Origin of the sequence: Oceanomicrobium pacificus (assembly GCF_009833495.1) — a bacterium.
Taxonomy (GTDB): domain Bacteria; phylum Pseudomonadota; class Alphaproteobacteria; order Rhodobacterales; family Rhodobacteraceae; genus Oceanomicrobium; species Oceanomicrobium pacificus.
On record NZ_WUWG01000006.1, the window covers coordinates 182,834 to 201,082 of the forward strand.

Genomic DNA, 18,249 nt, shown 5'->3' on the forward strand with positions numbered 1-18,249 from the left:
CTGGCGAGACTCCTGCCGCAAAGCCTGAAAAAGTGCGGCGCATTTTCCCATTCGACATCAACAGCCTGCAAGAATCTGCGGCAAGCCTTTTATCTTGCGCTCCCATTGTTGAGCGCGAGATGCCACCTCCCGATGCCCGGAGTTGTCGCCTCTTCTACGAAGCCGCTGTCAAGAGTGCGTTAGCGCAGTGTGCATACCAGTGGTCTGAAAACACTGCGAAATTGCAGGAAACCTGCACACGACCGATCTGCATGCACGCGAAAACGCCAGTCACGTCAGTGGCTTGCGGCGTCCGTGGCAGACGCTTTTATCTTGCCCTTTTCTGTCGCTCTCCCCGGGCCGCGTTGGTCGATATTCCCTTTGGTGCGCCATGTCACGCTGCCACCCGCTGTACCATGATACACGTCCTGTAGTCGTACGGTCCGAGGAATAGCATTTCATGAGCAGCTTTGAAGCTGCAGTTCGACCCGCGATTAGCCAAATTTAGCGTCTCCGGTTGGCACAGATGCGATTTAAATGCGTCCGCGGGCGAGCGCCGGGTAGAAGCCCTTCTTGCAAACGGAGCGCTTCGGGTCTGCAAAGGTGCTGCAGCCTTGCTGCAAGTGCGCTGCAAGCGGGAAGCAAATTTGGCGAACCATGTCGGTCTGTCTCTCGCCAGACATGAACCGTTCAACAAGACCTTGCAAATGTTGGAAATCGTGCATTGATTCAACCTATGGGGACAGTAACGCGTAACAAGCTTGAAACGAGGGAAGTCGATGCGACGCCATACGCGGCATCGCTGATCGAGGGTCATCGCGACTTCGGCTACAACCTCGAGACAGCTCTCGCAGACATCATCGACAACGCCATCACCGCTGGCGCGCGGACGGTAGAGCTGATCGCCGACACCGTCGCGGACGAGCCGTGGATCGCGCTGGCGGATGACGGTTCGGGCATGACGGAGACCGAACTTGTCGAAGCCATGCGTCTCGGTTCGAAAAATCCGACCGACGAGCGCGAGGCCGAAGACCTCGGTCGGTTCGGTCTCGGCCTTAAGAGTGCCAGCTTCTCGCAGTGTCGAGGTCTGACGGTTCTGACGCGGCAAGACGATCGAACATCTTGTGCTCGCTGGGACCTGGATCGCGTCGCTAAACGGAATGACTGGAGCCTCGAACTCATTGATAACCCCGAACTCGTGACGGGCCATGACCTCCTTCCAGAGACCGGAACGGTCGTTATTTGGGAGAAACTCGATCGATTGAGCGGCGGTTATGCACATGATCGTGCGAAGCGTGCCGAACACATGAACTCGGAGTTGTCCCACGCAGAACATCATCTGCGATTGGTGTTTCATCGCTTTCTGGAAGGCGCCAAGCCACGGCTGAAACTGTCACTCAACGGTCGCCCGCTGAAGCCCATCGATCCCATGGCAACGTCGCACGCCGCTACGCAAAAAGACCCGGAAGAGATACTTCGCCTGCGTCAGGGTGACGTTCTGATCAGGTGCCATACGCTGCCCCATCACAAGCGGATGAGCCGGGAAGAGTGGGAAGAAACTGGCGGGCCGGAGGGCCATCTGAAGTCCCAGGGCCTCTACGTCTATCGCGAGAAACGCCTCATCATCGCGGGCGGGTGGCTGGGTCTGGCGCGCCAAACCGAACTGACGAAACTCTGCCGCATAGCAGTCGATATCCCGAACACGATGGACGCGGAGTGGAAGATCGACGTCAAGAAAGCCTCGGCCCAGCTTCCGCCGGTGGTGCGTGAGCGCTTGAAGAAAGTTGTCGAGCGGTTTGTCGGCACGTCCAAGCGCACATATCGAAGCCGGGGCCAGAAACTGGTCGATGAAACCCGGTTCCCGATCTGGAATAGGGTGCAGAAGGATGGTCAGATCGTCTTTCGTCCCAACCTCGAGCACCCGGTTTTCCGAACCTATGCCGAGCAGCTACCGGAAGACCTGCGAGAGGGTTTCGAGCGCTGCCTGCGCATTGTCGGTTCAGGTCTGCCGATCGAGACGCTGCACGCTGAACTTGTGGGGAATGCAGAAGCGGTCACGGCTGACGAGACATCAGCAAACGACCTCGAAGAGCTGGTCTACTCTCTCGCGGTGACCCTGATGGAAAACGGTGTGCCGTCCGACGCTTTGTCGGACACGCTGCAGAGCAACCCGTTCTTGCGTGTGCGGTGGGAAGCCGCCGCGCCGATTCTGGAAGATTTTTTGAGGACACGGATTTCATGAATGAAACAATTGAGACAGTGAAGAACATGGTCGAAAGCGGCCTGTTCAATCAAGCGCGGAAGACGGAAGACGAGCTTCGCAATATGATCCGAGGCGTCGCTGCCTTGGTTCCGCCGGGCCTCAGTGAAGAGGAGATCGAGCTAATTGCGCGCGAGATCGAGCACAAGCAGGGGATCAAGGCTGGGTTTGGTGCGGTGGTCGACAGCGAGGATTTCGAACCTTGGCTGGATGACGCAAAGCCGTCGATCGAACCTTTCTACTGGAACCGCTACCAGAAGTTGCTCCTGCAAAATGGCCTTCCGAAGGATGTCGTGATTTCAACGGACGCGGTCACGGACAAGATCCTCGGTCGGCTGGGCAACCCCGAGAAGCAGGTACCGTGGGATCGGCGCGGCATGGTGGTTGGCCACGTTCAAAGCGGAAAGACCGCCAACTATACCGGCCTGATCTGCAAGGCTGCAGACGCAGGGTACAGGCTGATCATCGTCATTGCGGGTATTCACAACAACCTTCGAAACCAGACTCAGGCCCGGATCGACGAGGGGTTCATCGGACGCGATACCGGAAGGTCCCAAGAAACGAAGAAGAGCGGGGCAAAACACATCGTCGGCGTTGGCCATTTCGACCCGAACAAGACACCAGTCAGCCTTACCAACACGCTGCGGGATTTCAACAAGGCCACGGCTTCCACCAACACGAGCGAGATCGACTCCTACAAGGTACCTGTCGTCCTGGTGATCAAGAAGAACCACCGCACGCTTGCCAACCTACTCGACTGGTTGAAGGACAACAGCGCGCGTGGCGATCAGGAGATGATCGACCAGCCGATGCTGCTGATTGATGACGAAGCTGACAACGCATCGATCAATACGAAGTATGGCAAGAAGCTCGTCACGACGATCAATGGGCAGATTCGCGACCTGCTGAACATGTTCCACCGGAGTTGTTACGTCGGGTACACGGCGACGCCATTCGCCAACATCTTCATCGACCCAGATCAGGATGACGAGATGTACAATGAAGACCTCTTTCCGAGGGATTTCATCATAGGCCTTGACGCGCCCACCAACTACTTCGGCCCGACCAAGATCTTCGTGGATGGACTGCCGGAGGAAGGCGATCCAACTTGGCTTCGTTACATCACCGACAACGAGGACATTCTGCCCATCAAGCACAAGATCGATCATGAGCTCGATGCGCTGCCGTCGTCGCTTACGCGGGCATTGCGCACCTTTCTGCTCGCGAGGACCATCAGGAACTTGCGCGGGCAGAAGGCGGCCCATTGCTCGATGCTTGTAAACGCGAGCCGTTTTACCGCTGTTCAGGGCCGCCTGCGAAATCGCCTTCACGAAACGCTCGAGCGGATCCAGAATTCAGTTCGCATAAATGCGAGTCGGGGCGCGGCCGCATTGAATGATCCGGAGATTGTCGCACTCCATGGCGTCTGGCAGGACGAATACTCCGACTCTGAATTCGATTGGCCCTCCATCCAGTCCGAACTCCTTGATGCAATCGCCTCTGCCAAGATCGTGGAGGTAAACAGCCGCGCCAATGACCTGGACTATTCGAACTCAGGAGAAAGGGGCCAGACTGTCGTCGCTGTTGGTGGGTTCTCGTTGTCGCGTGGGCTGACGCTGGAGGGCCTGACGGTCACTTGGTTCCTTCGCAACACAATGATGTACGATACGCTCATGCAGATGGGGCGATGGTTCGGCTACCGGGGCGGCTACGAGGACCTTTGCCGCATTTGGATGCCTAAGGAAGCAATCGACTGGTACGCGTTCATCGCAAACGCTGCTGAGGAACTTCATGACGAGTTGAAAACAATGGAAAAGGCCAAGGCAACGCCACGCATGTTTGGCTTGGCCGTACGGAGCCATCCGGCTTCGCTGCTCGTGACTGCGCGCAATAAAATGGGTTCCGGCCAGAAAGTTACCATGCGTATCGGGCTGTCTAACAGGTTTGTTGAAACTGCAAAAGTCAGTGTCCTCGAGAAGGACATCATTGCAAATATTGAAGTAGCGAAGAGACTTGTTGAGCATGTTGTTTCTGGGGCGTTTCCAGACAAAACTACTCCTTGGGGGAAGTTGATTAGGGACGTGCCAGTCAGCGCAATAGATGAGTTCTTGGCGGGCTGGCGCAATGAGGAGAGAAGCGTAACAACGGACCCAAGAATCGTTCGAAGCTACATCCGTCCGAGACGAGCAGACCAACTGAGACTATGGGACGTCCTTATCCCAAGTCTCGATGGCGATGATACGACGGATATTCTCGGGACTCCGATTGTCCCGGCAAACCGTTCGATTGACCTAAATGACCTTGCTCACGATTTCATGTCGTTTAGCGGCAAGGCCATGAGAGTTGCATCGCGCGGCATTGAAAAGGCTGGCGTTGATCCAGCACGTGCAGCAGAAGTGGAACAGAACTATCGCCAAAAGAAAGGCTTGGCAGTCGGCGAAAGGGCAAACTTTCCGGACAAGGAATACCGAAAAGTTAGAGAGCGTGGCCTATTGATATTACACTTCGTTAAAGCAAAGCGTCCGTCAGAAGAAACACTGGATGAGAAATCTCGCAAATTGGCGGCTAAGATTCCTTCTCAGCCTGTAGTTGCCTGGGGAATGAGCCTGCCGGAATCTCTCTACGATGATGAGGGCGAAGAGTTCGTTGTCAACTCTGTAAAATTCAAAGAACTCTTCGGTGAAGAAGATGAAGACGATGATCAGGAGGCAGCTCTTGAAGCCTCGTGATCCTTGGGAAAGACTCGACCCGGACGAAGCAAAGCGGGTCGATGTAGAGGGCCGTTTCGATTTCTTCTGGGTTGTGCTGGACGCCGGCATGCCCGGCCTGATGTTGAGGCTGCCTAGCTTGCCGCAACCACTACCACGTCTGCCGAAATTGAAGAACCTTGTAGCCTCCTTCCGCCCTCTTTCAGGTGGGTCGGCATTCGTTCTAGGTCTCAAGGAAAGAAGTCAGGTCGAGATATTCGAAACCCTTTGCCGGGATGTGGTCGAGGCCGGGGAAGCAGGTGCGGATCGAGACGAGGCACTATCGAGAGCGCTTCAACGCACGCGGCGCTGGTATCACCTTCTGCGTGGCGGAAAGACCAATGGTTTATCCGTTGAAGAGCAGCGGGGGCTGGTCGGCGAGTTGGCCTTCCTTCGGGACCTTGTTTCGGCCTTCGGACCTGACACTTCAATCGAGGCGTGGACCGGTCCGACCGGTTCCGCCAAGGATTTTGAAGTCATCGGCAGCTGTGTCGAAGTGAAGGCAAGACGGGTGGCGGCAAAGCCGTTCGTGGCCATTTCTTCGGAAGACCAACTTGCTGATGTCGAAGGGAGCCGCCTGTGCCTGCGTGTGGTCAACGTGGCGTCGGCCGTCCTGCCGGAAGGTCAGAGCCTGCATGATCACGTGCGAATGACGGCCGAGATGTTCGAAGAAGACGGCTCGGCCTTCGAAGCGTGGGAGGAGACTCTCTATTCGACAGGATATGATCCCGAGAACAGTTACGACGACAGGCGATGGCTTCTCGGCGCTGCGACCGATTATGAGGTTAAAGAGGGTTTCCCGCGGATTTTCGCGCCACTTGCACCAGGCGTAGAGAACGTCAGGTATTCGATCGCTCTCGATGCCTGCGAGCCGTTCAAACTGGAAGGTGATCTGATCGACGTGATCCGCAAGGGGCTTGAGAATGAGTGATTTCGAAGAATTTCATCATGAACTCATCGCCGATATCCAGGGCGATGCTGACGTCCTCGGACTTGTGACGGTTGAGGCGTTTTTCGAGAAGGTGGGCGATCTGCTTACCGAAGCAGGGGAGTTGGACGGAGCCAACAGGGCTTACTTCGAGGGCGGCGGAGCCAGCAACCCCATGCGGATCGACGGTTACGGCGGCGACCCAAGAGATGGCGATGGCGTCCTGAGCCTCGTGTTGTGCGACTTCGAGCTTTCGGACGAGGTACGTGTTCAGAACAAGGATCAGATTCAGCGCCTGCTCCAGCGACTGTACAGATTCGTTGTTTCAAGCCTGAAGACCGATTTCCGCGAGCAGCTGGAGGAGACGAGTGCCGGGTTCGGCGTGGCCGATCTCATCGCTACGACTTGGAAGGATGTCGAGAAGGTCAAACTCATCATTGTGACCAACGCCGACTTTCGCGCCCGTGCCGATGCGGCAAACGTGAAGGATCTTGATGGCAGACCTGTCACCCTCAGTGTTTGGGACCTGAAGCGCCTGAAGCAATACATGGAGCAGGGGCAGGCGCGGGCGAACCTGATCATCGATTTCGACAAGGATTTCGGCGGGGGCGTTCCCCTTCTTGCAGCTTCCGGAAGCGATAGTGCGCTCGAAAGCTACCTGGCAGTGATTCCCGGAAAACAGCTGGCGGCCATCTACGACAAATGGGGACCGCGCCTGCTCGAGGCCAACGTGAGAAGCTTTCTGCAGGCACGCGGCAAGGTGAACCAGGGCATTCGCAACACGATCCGTGATGAGCCGCACATGTTCTTCTCCTATAACAACGGTCTCAGTGCGACGGCCGACGCGATCGAGGTGGAACAGACCGATTTCGGCCGCGAGTTGGTGCGGGCCGACAATCTGCAGATCGTGAATGGCGGCCAAACGACTGCGTCACTGCACGCTGCGCGCAAGGCTTTCGCCGAACAGTTGGAACGTGTCCACGTACAGATGAAGCTGACCATAGTGCCGCGGGAACAATCCGAACTCGTTGTCCCGCGCATCTCGGAATATGCGAACAGCCAGAACAAGGTGAATGCGGCGGACTTTTTCGCCAACCATCCTTTCCACATCCGGACGGAGGAGCTGTCGCGCAAGGTCTTGGCGCGGGGAGAGGACGGGTATCGGGACACAAAATGGTTCTACGAGCGCGCGAGGGGGCAATATGCCGACGAACGCGGTCGAAAAACCATTGCGGAGCGCAAGAGGTTCGATGCCGAGTTTCCGCGTTCCCAGTTCCTCACGAAGACCGACCTCGCCAAGTTCGAGAACACCTGGACCTGCCTGCCGCATATCGTGAGCCTCGGCGCGCAGAAGAACTTCGCGGAGTTCGCCAAGCACATCGGCAAGCGGTGGGGCACTGAAGGTGCGGCATTCGATGAGCTCTGGTTCAGGCGCATGATCGCAAAGGCCATCATTTTTCGGGCCACCGAAAAACTTGTCTCGGGCGCGGAATGGTACGAAGGCGGCTACCGCGCCAACATCGTGACCTACGCGATTGCCAAGCTCGTGCATGATGCAGAAGAACGGGAGATGGTCGTCGACCTCGACGCCGTCTGGAGATACCAGGATGTGTCGCCCGATCTGAAAGCGGCGCTGTTGGTGGCAGCGGCCGAAGCGCAGGACGTCATCACGCACCCGCCTGAGGGCGTGCGCAACTTCAGCGAATGGGCCAAGAAGCAGGCTTGCTGGAAGGGATTGGAAGATCGTGAGTTGATCTATCCGGAGGAATTCGACCGCGTTCTGATCTCGCCGGACTTGTCCAATGAGCGCGCGAGAGAGGCCCGCGCGGACAAGGCTGTCGAGACCAGCGTAGAGGCTGAACTCGAAGTGCACAGGCTTGGTGCTGCATTCTGGGCCGAAGCACGAAACTGGGCGCGGGAACGTGGGCTGCTGTCCCCGCGAGAAAATGGTGTGCTGGAAACCTGTGCCGCAATTCCGAGTAAGATGCCCTCGGACAAGCAATGTGCGATTGCCATGGGTGCGCTCAAGAAGCTCCAGGATGAAGGTTTCTCACACACGAGCCTAGAATTGACGAGCTGACGTTCAAAGGCTCTCGAATACTGGTAGCAGGGTGTCAGCAATCTGCCGCGCAAGAAACGGCGGCACGGCGTTCCCGACCTGCACGAACTGCTCGGTGCGATTGCCCATGAAATGGTAGTCGTCGGGGAACGTCTGCAGCCTTGCGGCCTCGCGAACCGTCAGGCTGCGGCACTGCGTCGGGTCGGGATGAATGAAGTAGTGCCCGTCCTTCGAGATGTGGCTCGTTACCGTTGAAGCCGGAGCTGTGCCGATCTGAACGCGGAACCTGTCGTTGAACTTGCCGGTTTTCCAGTTCTTGTGTTTTGGAGCAAGAATGTCCGGGAACTGGTGTGCACGTGGGCTGACCCCCTCGACCTTCGCGAAACTGGCGGCATAGAGATATCGCGCCAGATCGGACGGCATGTGTCCACGGGTTTCGTGCCCCGAGACACCGATGAGGTTCGGGTCGTCCAGAAACGCGGCAAGTTCCGTCTGCAGCTTCCTTGACAAGGGTTTTCTTGCATTGCTCGCGCGACCCAACTGCGAAGTCGTCAGAAGTCGTTCCTCGACCCGTTCCAACTCGTCCAGAAAGCCGCTGAAGTTATTGCCCGGATAATCCCGGATGATCTTTCCGACGGTCTCCGTCGCGTCGACTACCGCGTCGTACCACGCGTGTTCGTCATCGCGTCGGCTCAGGCCGCTTCGTAGTCGCGGCAGGCCTGTAAGCATGTCTCTGACCGGAACCCAGGCGTTTCGCCGTTGAAGTTTCAGGGTGAATTTGCCGACGATATCCGACCTGATACCGACAATGATGACTCGGTGCCGTGCCTGTGGAACTCCGTGGTCCTCGGCGCGGATAACGAAATCTCTGGGTTCAGGGTTTGCGTCCGACTGGAGGTCGGCCGAAAGGGAAACGAGCCTGTAGCCGGGGCCGGCGCGCTCGAGGTCGGATACGACCTGCTCGAAGATCGCCAACCCTTCGACCGAAGAGGAAAGCATGCCCTTGACGTTTTCCATGACGAACACCGCAGGGCTCAACTCGTTCAGGACGCGGCAATACTCGCGGTAGAGGAAGTGCCGGTCGTCATCCTTCGGTCTGTAATCCCTGATACCCGCGTTTCTCGACCGACCGGCAAGAGAGTAGGCCTGGCAGGGAGGGCCGCCGATCAGGAGAGTGCGATCACCGGCCAATCGCTTTGTCGCAGAAATCCTCTCAGAAAGCATGGCTGCAGTTTCTGGTTTCCCGAGCTCTGCGCATAGAGCCTCATTCTCGGCTGCTTTCCATTGCCGAGGGTACAGCTCTTTCCAATCCGGGCATTCGCGCTTCCCGGCAATCCATGAATAGTATTCCGGAGGGTATTCTTCGAATTGTCGCAAGAATGCACGAAGTCTCAGTGTCTTGTGCGCAGCGGGATCCTTTTCGATCGAAACGGCGATTTCATAGACGCGCGACCCATCGTTCCTCCTGCAGGAGGAGAATCCTTCTCCGAGGCCCCCCGGGCCTGAAAACAGATCAACGATTTGAACGGGTTTCGACACTTCACTGCTCCTGCCTCTCCTCTTTCCAGGTTTTCGCAGACATGGCAAGGAGATGAGATGGTGGACATCGTCGATGCCGAGACCCGATCGCGGATGATGCGCAGCATCCGTGGAAAGGACACGAAGCCGGAGCTCTTGCTGCGGCGTGCTCTGCATGCGCGCGGATTCCGATATCGGCTGCACCAGAAGGGGCTTCCGGGTCGTCCTGACCTCGTGTTTCCCAAGTATAGAGCTGCCGTCTTCGTTCACGGCTGCTTCTGGCACCGTCACCCGGGATGCCCGAAGGCAACTACCCCCGCGACGCGCGAGGACTTCTGGCAGAGCAAGTTTGCCGAGAACATCGCGCGAGATCGGCGGAACATCGATCAGCTTCAGTCGGCAGGTTGGCGGATCCTTGTCGTGTGGGAGTGCGAGCTTGCCCGTGATGCGTTGGCTCCGACCGTGCAGCGCGTTTCGGATTGGTTGATGGAGCACCCGACTGCATAACGGTTGGCCCGGCTAAAACTGATCGTATCTGACAGATTCTGGAAAATCACGCTGCCTTGATCGTAGATGTGCGCGCCAACACCCGCTTCGAAAAGTGGGACACAAATCCGAAAAAATCCAATAAACATGGCGAAAGAAAAAAGTCCCAACGCCTCGTAACTTATTGTAATAAAAACAACATGTTATGCCGCTCCCGGGCACCATTTCCTACTCACCGCATCTTCTTACTACCGGTTGTGTCACGGTTTCGCGATCCGTGTCTGTGCCGGTGCGCGCCGTGCTATCCTTGCCCTTCGCACATATGTTTCAGGGGGAGGGGATCATGCCCGATTTTGTCTTTGCCTATCATGGCGGCGGCGCGCCGGAGACGCCGGAGGAAGGCGAGAAGGTGATGAAGCAGTGGACCGACTGGCTCGGCGGGCTCGGGGATGCGGTCGTCGATGCGGGCAAGCCGGTTGGCATGTCGAAAACCGTCTCGGCCAAGGCGGTCGAGGATCACGGCGGGTCCAATCCGCTGATGGGCTTCTCGGTCGTGAAGGCCGACACGATGGATGATGCGATCCGGATGGCGCAAGACTGTCCGCACCTCCAGATGGCCGGCGCCACGGTGGAGGTGGCCGAAGCGCTCGACATGTAAGGCCTGGTCGCAACCGTCGCCATCTTTGCGCCCGCGCAACGACGCTTGCGGCGCTGTCGGTCAGGGTCATTGGCGGAGGATGCCATGACCCGACACGCGCTGCCCGACCCGGACCTGTCCCTTGATGACCTCATCCGCGACCGGCCCGAAGTGGTGCCTGTGCTCCTGCGATTCGAGCTGCTCTGCGTCGGCTGCCTCGTGGCCCCCTTCCACACGCTCGCCGATGCCTGCGCCGAACATGATGTGGAAGAGGAGGTGCTGATGGCGGCGCTTGCCGACGTGCTCAGCCGTCCGCCGCCCGTGCTTCGCTGATGAGCACGAGCGCATGCGGGTTGGTGACGGTAATCCGCAACCGTCCGCTTTCCACAATCCCGTCCTTTTCCCAGCGGCTGAGCAGACGGGAGACCGTGTGCAAAGTGGTGCCCGTCATGTCCGCAAGGTCCTGACGGGAGATCGGGAAGTCGATCTCGATGCCACCTCGAACCTTGCGTCCCGATTGGTTGACGAGCCGCAAGACGGCCTGTGCGACTCGCTGCTCGACCTGCTGGGTCGCCAGTTCGACGACGCGGTCATTGGTTTCCATCAGGCGGGTGCCGATGGTGCCGCCAGCAGCTTGCGCGAAACCCGGGTAACGGCTGGTGAACTCGGCCCATTTCGCGCGGGGCCAGGCCAGAGCAAGGCAGGGGTCGGCGGCCTCGGCACTGGCGGGGAACCGGTCCATCCCGAGCGCGGGTGCAATGCCGAAAAGCTGACCCGCCGCGATGTAGCGCGCCACAACCTGATCCCCATCGGGCGTCACCCGCACCACGCGGATATGCCCGTCGAGCAAAAGGAAGAACCGCGACGCGGCCTCCGCTTGGGCAAAAATCGTGTCGCCCGGCTCGTAATGCAGCGGTGTCGCGCTTGCGAGAATGCTGTCCAAGGCCGCCCGGTCGAGGCCGGCAAAGGGCGCAAGCTGTCGGATGAGGCTGGGGTCGAGGCGGGGCGGCGCAGGCATGGGCGGGTCCGGAAACTGGTGGCTGCCGCCACCCTGCGGCCCGGCGGCCACCCTGTCAAATCCGATGCGGTTCAGCTTGCGCTGTCGCGGTCGGCCATGTCGCGTTCCACCTTGATCGTGTAGGCGGTCGCCAGAAGCCCGCCGGCGGCCGCCAGCAGCATCATGAAGAGGAGCGGATAGGCACCGCGTTCGGGCGTCAGGAGCGCGCCGGTGACGGCCGAGAGCGCGGCCCCGCCGCCGATCATCACCGCGCCGCCAAGGCCGGAGGCCGAGCCGGCCAGATGCGGTCGCACCGACACGATGCCCGCATTGGCGTTGGGCAGCGACATGCCGTTGCCGAGCCCGACGAAGAAGATCGTGCCGAAAAGCGTGATCGGAGAGCCGAGGCCCGCAAGGAAAAGTCCCAGTGCCAGCAGCATCCCGCATAACGTGCAGACCGCGCCCATGATCATCATCGGGCCGATGCCCCAGACCTGCGCCCGCCGGCCGGAGATGAAATTCCCGATCATGTAGCCAAGCGCGATGAAGCCGAAATAGAGCCCGAGCGAGGAGGGCGACATGCCGAGGATCTCGCTCGCCACATAGGGTCCGCCACCGAGGAAGGCGAAAAACGCCCCCGAGGCGAGCGCGGCGGAGAGTGTGTAGCCCCAGAAACGCCGCGACCGCAGAAGGTCGGGATAGGCGCGGAACTGTTCGGTGAAACTGCTCGAATGGCTCTGGTTCGTCTCGCCCAGATCGGCCCAGACGACGCCGAGCACCAGGAGCCCTGTCAGAATCAGGAACCAGAAAGAGCCCTGCCAGCCGACCCATTCATCGAGCAGCCCGCCGATCACAGGTCCGACCATCGGCATGAGTGTCATGCCCATGGTCACATAGCCGATCATGGACGCGGCCTGCGCCGGCTCGACCATGTCGCGGATGATCGCGCGTGACAGGACCATGCCGGTCGCGATGGCGCCTTGGATCAGGCGGAAGGCAAGGAACATCTCGAAACTGGTCGAGAGCACGCAGCCGAGCGTGGCGAGCACGAATATGACCAGCGACCAGATCAGCACCGGGCGGCGGCCGAACCGGTCCGACAGCGGGCCGACAACAAGCTGGATGAGCGCGGTGACGGCCAGATAGGCGGACACGGTCAGCTGCACATAGGCATAGTCGGTCGCAAAATGGCTCGACAGCGACGGCAGCGACGGCAGGAACAGGTTCATGCTGAGCGCCGACAGACCCGTCAGCACCACCAGCGTCACAAGGCGCGGCGGCGTCTTCCGGTTGGCCGGAGCGGCCATGTCGAGGACAGAATTCAAAGGCATAGGACCGGTTTCTCGGGCGCGCGGGGCGCTGCGGCCGGCGCTGGAATAGCTGTTTGAAATCACGCGGATCGCTCGCGCAATGGCGGCGTGATCCAGATCAAAGTAAACTGTCAGATGAATTGCACAATAGCGGGTGTCAGTAAAAGGACGATTCTGATGTATGGGAAAATTCTTGTTCCGGTCGATCTCGGCCATATGGACAGCGCGGCGCGGATTCTGACCAAGGCCCGCGCGCTTGCCGATGCGGGCGCGCACATGACGGTGCTGAACGTGCAGGAGGAGATCCCCTCCTACGTCATGAGCTACATCCCCGAAGGCACGACCGAGAAAAACTTGCAGGCGGCCGAGACCAGCCTTCAGGAACTGATGGCCAAGGCCGGCGTGTCGGCGGACCTACTGATCCGCAGCGGCAAGGCGTCGACGCGGATTCTCGACGTGGCGGAGGAGATCGGTGCTGATTTGATCATATTGGGATCGCACCGGCCGGGCCTGCAGGATTACCTGATCGGATCGAACGCGGCGCGCGTCGTGCGCCATGCAACCTGCGCGGTCCTTGTCGACCGGTAACCGTCCCGAAGGGCGTCCGACTGGGCGGAAAGGCGCAGAAAACGCGCTGACTGCGACAATTTGATGACGAAACCGGGTTGATCGAGTCAGGTTTCGCCATATATCTGCTCCGTGCGGTGCACGATCAAACGGGGCACAGCATGACATGCAGCAGGTGCAGAGCCGCTATGCGGGAACTGCACTGGTCTGGTGTCATGTTTTGGTCATATTGCGCGGCACACATGTGAAACCATGAGACCGAGGTGCTTCGTAATGTTCGATTACGTTGATTCAACGGCTTACGCCAACGACCAGGGCGCGCGTGCTCAGAAACTGTTTGCCGCAGTTGTTCTGGCCGCCTTGGATGATGCGATTGCCGACGACAAGAAATATGGCAACGGCCCTGAAGTGATTGCCCGCTGGGCACGCTCCCGCGATGGCCGCGAAGTCCTGATGTGCGCCGGGATCGACCCGAACGAGCGCTGCGTGAAAGGCATGATGGAGTTTGTCCGCAAGGGCATCCGTACCTCCGTCGCCCTGTCGCGTGAGGAAAGCGAGCGTCGGGCCGAAGCCGCCTGATATCCATCCCCCCAACGGGATGCAGAGGAAAAAACGGGTCCAACGGGCCCGTTTTTCCGTTTCCGGCTCCAAAGTTTACGTAACGTCACGCCAAATAGACGTCACGTCTTTCCATCCGGACCGGTCGACAAATAGGGCAGCAGACCTGACTGCAGGCTTTCCAGCGTCACCGGTTTTTCCAGAATATCGTTCATTCCCGCCGCAAGGCATTCGCTCCGCTCTTCCGGCGTGACACCGGCGGTCAGCGCAAGGATTGGCGTGACCGATCGCGTGCCGGGCAGAGCACGGATGTTGCGAGCCAGTTCGTGGCCGCTCATCCCGGGCATCCGCACATCGCTCAGGATGACGTCGAACCTGTCGTCTTTCAGGGCCGCCAGCGCCTCTGCGCCATTGGCCACGAGCGTTGCGTCCAGATTGAGCGCGGAGAGCAGCCCCTCCGCCACCACGCGGTTGACGGCGTTATCTTCCACCACCAGCACGCGCTGCTGGCGGAACGGGTCCGGCGGGGCATCGGGTTCGGCCTCGGCGGCGGCAACCGGGTCTGTCAGATGGGTGACCGCCGCCTTGAAATCGGGGGGGCGGATTGGCTTGATGACCACCGCGTCGACCAGATCGGGCCCGACCTCCGCCTTTACATGGCTCGACATGGTGGGCGTCAGCCAGAGCGTCCGGATGCCGGAGGCGCTTTTCACCTGCCGCAAACGGTCAAGGTCGATGCCGCCTGACCGCAGGAGCCGGTGGTCGAGCATCATCACATCAGTTCCCGTGAGGTCCGCCGCAGCCGGCAGATCGGTCGAGACCTCGATCCGGCTGAAATAGGGGCCCGCGAGCAGGCGCCATGCCTCAGCCGCGACAGGCTCGCTTTCCACAATCCAGAGGTTGCGCGGCGGACGGGGCTGGAGCGCCGTCGGTGCCTTTACGCTGTGCTTCATCGGCAGGGCGATCCAGAACCGGCTGCCGGCGCCGAGCTTGCTGTCCACCCCGATATTGCCGCCGAGTTCCGCCACGATACGCTTGCAGATGGCAAGGCCCAACCCGGTGCCGCCATGTTCACGCTCCACCCCGGCATTGGCTTGCACATATTGCTTGAAGAGCTGCGGCAGCACCTCTTTCGGGATGCCGGCGCCTGTATCCTGCACTTCGAACCCGACCACGTTGCCGCCATCCTGCGAGCGGGTGCGCAGGCTGACGCAGCCCCGATCGGTGAATTTCACGGCATTGGACAGAAGGTTGGTCAGCACCTGCCGCAGCTTGGCCGGATCGCCGGTCAGGAATGTGCCGATCCGCGGATCGGGCAGGTAGGCCAGTGCCAGCCCCTTGTCGAAGGCCGCGCTGCTGACAAGGTCGAGCACCTCGTAGATCAGGTCCGGCAGGTTGAAGGTCACGCGCTCGACCTCTGCCTCCCCGGATTCGAGTTTCGACAGGGTGAGGATATCGCTCACCAGAGAGACCAGATGCTGGCCGCTTGACCTGATCTTCTGCGCGATGACCGCCTGTTCCCCTGTCAGGCCCGAATGAAGCAACAGGTCGGCCAGCCCGATGACGCCGTTCATCGGCGTGCGGATCTCGTGGCTCATTGTGGCAAAGAACTGGGACTTCGCGCTCATCGCCTCGTTGAGGGCGCGGGTGCGGCGGCTGACCGTATCTTCCAGCGAGGTCAGAACCCGTTCCAGTTCGCGATTGGCGGTGTAGAGCTCGCGGCTTTTCTGTTCGAGGAGCAGTTCGGCCTCCTTGCGCGCTGCCCGCTCGCGCCGCATGCGGCGCTGGGGGATCAGCGCGTCGACCGCCGCGTCGGGTGTTGGTTCGCCGCCCACGGCGCCCGTCATCCCTTGGTCAGGATGAAGGTTGTGGCAAAGGCCGGGTCCTCCCCGTCGGGCACTTCCTCCATCGTGATATCCTCTCCGAAATGGGCGATGCATCCGGCGATGAGCCCGCCGGCGAGCGGCGCGAAGGGCCGGACGGACCGGTAGGACAGATGGAGCCGCCCCTGACCATCCTCCGTCCAGGAGAAATGCGGCAATTCGGCATTGGGATAGAGTTTCTTCACCTCGAAATGGATGTGGTCCTCGATCCGCTTGAGCATGTCGAAGGCCGAATGCACCCCCTCGAAGAAACTGCCATAGCGCGTCTGGAACTGCTTGAAGAGATGTGTGCCGAAAGCCTGCTCCAGCGCCTCCACCGACATGCCGGTGCGCGCGCTGAGCGCCCCCACAAGGGCCAGCATGGTCTCATGGTCATATGCCCCGACCGCGGTGAAGGCGCCATCATTGTCGAGCGCGCAATCGTCGATGATCTGGTCGAGCATTTCGGGTGAAAACGCATCCTCGACCATTTCCGAGAACTCGGTGAAAACGATACCCAGCATCTTGATCCTCCTGCCGCACTCTCACAGGGGACCGGTTAAGAAATGATGGTGCTTCAGTAGCGGATGAGTTGGCCGTTCATCACATCTGCGATCGACAGGCCGCCGTAGAAGAGCGCGTGGATTTCGCACCCCATCGGGCCGTCGCGGCTGACCCGCAGGCCGAACGCCTCGTCGCCCTCGACCCGGCCGGTGATGGAATAGCGGCCCTTGGGGCGGATTTCCTTGAGCGACGCTGCGTTGAACCGGATCGCGCGGCCCTCATACCACCAGAGGTTCTCCGCGATCTGTTCTTCCAGCACTGCCGCTGCATGATCCATCAACTCGCCCTTGTTGGACGCGCGATTGAAGTTCGCACCGCCATATTTCATCGCCGCGACAGAGGCGAGGTTGAAATATTGCGGGATCATCTCGCGCAGGCGCGCAGGCGCGCCCTTGCTGTCGAGCGCAATGCGGAACGCGTCCGTCAAGCACGGTTCCAGTTCGGCGAACAGCGCGCGCTGCTCCGCGTCGTCGAGCGCGGCGGCGGGCTGGGCTATGGGCAGAAGGAGCGCGCCCAGAGCGAGGGCGCGCCGCAAGGCAAGTCCGATCATTCGAGCGCTTTGAGCGTTTCCGTATCGACATCGGCCAGGGCGTCATTGATCGCGGAGTCAAACTCCTTCTGGCGTTCCTTTTCCACGTCATAGACGGGTTCGGGCGCCACACAGCCCGCCAGGCCGGCAATCAGGACGGGGAGGATGACAAGTCTGGTCAGGCGCATTCTACTCTCCTCGGTATCATTTTCTGGGTCGGTTGCCGGCCACCGTGCCGCAGGTGCCGCGCAGGTGCAACGGCGAACCGTTGACATGGCCGTGTCCCGCTCATCGGGTCGAGCGCGGGTCCGCGACATGGCGCGTCCAGGGATGCTCTTCGACAAAGCCCAGTTCCTGCCGGATGCGGGCGTTGGAATAGATGCCTTCCTCGGGTCCCAAAGGCCGGGTCTGCGGCACATCCCGGTAATAGCGCTCTATGATCTCGGGCGTGGACAGCGCGACGCTGTTGCCGTCGTTGGCCGCGTTGAAGATCCGGTAGCCGAGCCCGTCCGTAGCGAGGCACCGGTCCACGATCTGGCCGAGATCGCGCGCGTCGATATAGCAAAATGCGTTCCGCAGCCGCAGGTCGGGGTCACGGAAATAGGCGGGGAAGTTCTCCGCATATTCGTGCGGTTCGATCACATTGCCGATGCGCAGCCCGTAAACATCAGCGCCCGAGCGGCGCTGGAAAGCGCGTGCGGTCTGTTCATTGACCACCTTTGACAGGCCGTAACTGTCCATCGGGTTCACCGGAACATCCTCGTCGATCGGGATCGAGGGCGGGTCCATCGGCCCATCATTGAAACAGATGCCGTAGGTCGTCTCGGACGAGGCGAAGATGATCTTGCGGATGCCGAGTTTCACGGCTGCCTCGATCACATTGTAGGTGCCGACCGTGTTGATCCGGAACGTCTCGTTGTCGGGCCGGATCAAGATGCGCGGCACGGCGGCGAAATGCACCACCGCATCGAAGTGCGGCACCCCGGTGCCCGGCTCCAGCTCGTCGAAATTGGCGTAGGAAGTCAGCACGTTGAACATCTGGCCGCTGTCGGTGATATCGGCCGTCAGGTCATCGACGCCGTCCATCCCGAGCGGCTGCAGATCGACATTCACGACCCGGTGGCCGCGATCCCGCAGGTAGGGCACGACATGGCGTCCGGCCTTGCCGGTGCCGCCGGTGAAGAGAATGCGCATAGGGTGCCTCCGCTGGTCTCGGTCCGGCGCCAACTTGGGCTGTTTGGCGCGGGA

Annotated in this window: 17 protein-coding genes; 9 read left to right on the forward strand and 8 right to left on the reverse strand. The window is 60.1% G+C overall.

The window, feature by feature from the left end:
- The first annotated feature begins 715 nt into the window (after positions 1-715).
- From GSH16_RS13945 to GSH16_RS13960, 4 genes are read left to right on the forward strand one after another with little or no spacing between them, the layout of a single operon-like run.
- Complete coding sequence (locus tag GSH16_RS13945) at positions 716-2,221, forward strand: ATP-binding protein (RefSeq protein WP_160856144.1); 1,506 nt, start codon at positions 716-718, stop codon at positions 2,219-2,221.
- On the forward strand, positions 2,218-4,968 hold the full coding sequence (locus tag GSH16_RS13950) for a Z1 domain-containing protein (protein WP_160856146.1): 2,751 nt from the start codon (positions 2,218-2,220) through the stop codon (positions 4,966-4,968). The genes GSH16_RS13945 and GSH16_RS13950 overlap by 4 nt, the downstream gene beginning before the upstream one ends.
- Positions 4,928-5,917, forward strand: a complete 990-nt coding sequence (locus GSH16_RS13955; RefSeq protein WP_235913238.1) for a PD-(D/E)XK motif protein — start codon at positions 4,928-4,930, stop codon at positions 5,915-5,917. Before GSH16_RS13950 ends, GSH16_RS13955 begins: the two co-directional genes overlap by 41 nt.
- Positions 5,910-7,994, forward strand: a complete 2,085-nt coding sequence (locus GSH16_RS13960) for an AIPR family protein (protein WP_160856148.1) — start codon at positions 5,910-5,912, stop codon at positions 7,992-7,994. The genes GSH16_RS13955 and GSH16_RS13960 overlap by 8 nt, the downstream gene beginning before the upstream one ends.
- A 3-nt stretch (positions 7,995-7,997) precedes the next feature.
- On the opposite strand, the gene GSH16_RS13965 is transcribed toward GSH16_RS13960, so the two are convergent.
- Positions 7,998-9,512, reverse strand: a complete 1,515-nt coding sequence (locus tag GSH16_RS13965; protein ID WP_328803240.1) for a DNA cytosine methyltransferase — start codon at positions 9,510-9,512, stop codon at positions 7,998-8,000.
- A gap of 57 nt (positions 9,513-9,569) precedes the next feature.
- On the opposite strand from GSH16_RS13965, the gene GSH16_RS13970 reads away from it, so the two are divergent.
- From GSH16_RS13970 to GSH16_RS13980, 3 genes are all read left to right on the forward strand, one after another.
- On the forward strand, positions 9,570-9,998 hold the full coding sequence (locus tag GSH16_RS13970; protein WP_160856152.1) for a very short patch repair endonuclease: 429 nt from the start codon (positions 9,570-9,572) through the stop codon (positions 9,996-9,998).
- Between the two features lie 322 nt (positions 9,999-10,320).
- Complete coding sequence (locus tag GSH16_RS13975; protein ID WP_160856154.1) at positions 10,321-10,635, forward strand: YciI family protein; 315 nt, start codon at positions 10,321-10,323, stop codon at positions 10,633-10,635.
- A gap of 84 nt (positions 10,636-10,719) precedes the next feature.
- The gene (locus GSH16_RS13980; protein WP_160856156.1) at positions 10,720-10,947 is read left to right on the forward strand and encodes a DUF1858 domain-containing protein; all 228 of its coding nucleotides are present in this window, start codon (positions 10,720-10,722) and stop codon (positions 10,945-10,947) included.
- On the opposite strand, the gene GSH16_RS13985 is transcribed toward GSH16_RS13980, so the two are convergent.
- Together GSH16_RS13985 and GSH16_RS13990 are read right to left on the reverse strand one after the other, a co-directional pair.
- Complete coding sequence (locus GSH16_RS13985; RefSeq protein ID WP_160856158.1) at positions 10,919-11,632, reverse strand: Crp/Fnr family transcriptional regulator; 714 nt, start codon at positions 11,630-11,632, stop codon at positions 10,919-10,921. The genes GSH16_RS13980 and GSH16_RS13985 overlap by 29 nt on opposite strands.
- Before the next feature lie 71 nt (positions 11,633-11,703).
- A complete protein-coding gene (locus GSH16_RS13990) occupies positions 11,704-12,942 on the reverse strand; it encodes a multidrug effflux MFS transporter (protein ID WP_235913228.1) in 1,239 nt (412 codons plus the stop codon).
- Positions 12,943-13,098: 156 nt separating this feature from the next.
- Here GSH16_RS13990 and GSH16_RS13995 point away from each other — a divergent pair, with 156 nt between their 5' ends.
- Together GSH16_RS13995 and GSH16_RS14000 are read left to right on the forward strand one after the other, a co-directional pair.
- Positions 13,099-13,509, forward strand: coding sequence for a universal stress protein (locus GSH16_RS13995; protein ID WP_160856160.1), 411 nt, complete (start codon positions 13,099-13,101; stop codon positions 13,507-13,509).
- 252 nt (positions 13,510-13,761) lie between these two features.
- Positions 13,762-14,067 (forward strand): DUF6280 family protein, encoded by a 306-nt coding sequence (locus GSH16_RS14000; protein ID WP_160856162.1) that lies wholly within the window; start codon positions 13,762-13,764, stop codon positions 14,065-14,067.
- A gap of 101 nt (positions 14,068-14,168) precedes the next feature.
- Here GSH16_RS14000 and GSH16_RS14005 read toward each other — a convergent pair whose 3' ends face one another.
- The 5 genes from GSH16_RS14005 to GSH16_RS14025 all read right to left on the reverse strand — a co-directional run bounded on the left by GSH16_RS14005 (position 14,169) and on the right by GSH16_RS14025 (position 18,195).
- Positions 14,169-15,881: an ATP-binding protein gene (locus GSH16_RS14005; protein ID WP_160856164.1), complete on the reverse strand. Its 1,713-nt coding sequence runs from the start codon at positions 15,879-15,881 to the stop codon at positions 14,169-14,171.
- 8 nt (positions 15,882-15,889) lie between these two features.
- Positions 15,890-16,432 (reverse strand): heme NO-binding domain-containing protein, encoded by a 543-nt coding sequence (locus GSH16_RS14010; RefSeq protein WP_160856166.1) that lies wholly within the window; start codon positions 16,430-16,432, stop codon positions 15,890-15,892.
- Positions 16,433-16,485: 53 nt separating this feature from the next.
- Entirely contained in the window at positions 16,486-17,022 is a 537-nt protein-coding gene (locus GSH16_RS14015) for a hypothetical protein (protein ID WP_160856168.1), read from the reverse strand.
- Positions 17,019-17,189 carry a hypothetical protein gene (locus tag GSH16_RS14020; RefSeq protein ID WP_160856170.1) on the reverse strand — a complete coding sequence of 57 codons (171 nt, stop codon included), beginning with the start codon at positions 17,187-17,189 and terminating at the stop codon, positions 17,019-17,021. The genes GSH16_RS14015 and GSH16_RS14020 overlap by 4 nt, the downstream gene beginning before the upstream one ends.
- 100 nt (positions 17,190-17,289) lie before the next feature.
- Positions 17,290-18,195: an NAD-dependent epimerase/dehydratase family protein gene (locus GSH16_RS14025; RefSeq protein ID WP_160856172.1), complete on the reverse strand. Its 906-nt coding sequence runs from the start codon at positions 18,193-18,195 to the stop codon at positions 17,290-17,292.
- Positions 18,196-18,249 lie beyond the last annotated feature (54 nt).